The 1,554-nt window shown below is 30.8% G+C and carries 1 protein-coding gene; it reads left to right on the top strand.

What is annotated here, in order from left to right; translation table 11 throughout:
- Positions 1-345: 345 nt before the first annotated feature.
- The gene (locus I3255_RS14195) at positions 346-1,356 is read left to right on the top strand and encodes an ATP-binding protein (protein WP_238039396.1); all 1,011 of its coding nucleotides are present in this window, start codon (positions 346-348) and stop codon (positions 1,354-1,356) included.
- Positions 1,357-1,554 lie beyond the last annotated feature (198 nt).

The following is a 1,554-nucleotide window of genomic DNA, read 5'->3' on the forward strand; positions in this document are numbered from 1 at the left end:
AAATCAAGAAAAATAAGAAAGCGTCCGAAACAGGCCGATTAGGTCATGATGATGATTAAATAGTTATTTCTGTTTACCGTAACAACATCACTAATAGATAATTTTTCAGCCAACAAAATTATAAAAATTAAGCGCTTGTGATGTTGTTTATTTGGATTTCGAGCTTGGAGAGCAGAAAGATACAAGTTGCTAATATAGAACAGTTTTTAGGAACGACCATTTAAATTTCCGTCCACATGATAAGGTAAGACATTGAATTTAATTAGAATATTATCATTTTCGTTTAACTTTAGTCTTTGATGTTGTAAATTTAAAGTACAACACTACTCATCATGGTTTACTTTTATGGACAATAAAACAATTTTAAATGCGATGCCAAATGGTTTTTTACCTAGCTATGAAAAGTTAATTTCTAAAAAAGAATATCCTAGTTTTTACTATGAGTGGACAGTTCTTAATGCTTTAAGAGATAAACAATGTATGCTTTCTGACATATTTGATGAATCGTATCAATATCCTCATCTAAATAATGTCTTACTCGCTATAAAAGATTTGGTGGAGCTTCCATTTGAAAAACTCTATCCTGATGTATTACAAAACTGGATAAATGATGCATCAAGACTATGTCTTGAAGTTTATCGTTGTAATAACGAAGAAAATATTAATGATGATGTACCTAAATACTATAAATTATGCATAAGAGGATTTAGTAAAATTCATAATATCTGCTCTCGTTATCCTGCGGGTTCTCCGATTATAAAAGAAGCGACTAATTTAGGGGCTTATTTATCTGATGTATGCGATATGAGTATATCTAAATACCTCCAAAACTTACTTGATTTAGAAGTAGATAATATTTCAGATAAAGCAATTAAGATTCTTCATCTTGCAAATAAAAACGAACATAAAGATCTAGAATTTAAATCATCATTTATATATGACGTAAAAAAGCGCTTTAAAAATAAAGCTCTAAAAAAAGAATGTACAAAAACAATAGCAGGCTTCTTGAACTCAAGCGGTGGAACGTTACTTGTAGGGGTTGAAGATGATGGAAATATTATTGGATTAGCTCAAGACTTATCATATACAAAGAATGATGACGAATTTACCCGAAACTTTAAAGAAGCAGTGAAAAACGCCTTATCGGTTAGCGTATTTAATAATGTTGAATGGTCTTTAGAAGATGTAGGTAAAGGTTTAAAGGTACTTATTGTTGAAGTTACTCCAGCTCCATTTCCTTGTTTTCATGATAAAACAGAGTTTTTCATAAGGAATAATGCTTCAAGTGATCAGATTTCATCTGATGAAAAACGAGCAGAATATATAACTAGTCGTTTTAATGTTACCACGAAATAAAATCTTCTTATGTTAAATACTCGCTTATCGGGTGATTTCCTTAATTCGAAGATAATCACATAATGTACTAAGGGTCACAGCTGTGGCTCTAATTCCAAATAAACTCCCTTGCTTGAGTCGAACTTCACTCAATTGAGTTTCAATATTGTCAAACTTCCCGTTATTCATAACGTTATTAGCTTGAAAAACATCCATAAA

The sequence above is a fragment of the Psychrobacter sp. Ps6 genome (assembly GCF_022129235.1).
Classification (GTDB): domain Bacteria; phylum Pseudomonadota; class Gammaproteobacteria; order Pseudomonadales; family Moraxellaceae; genus Psychrobacter.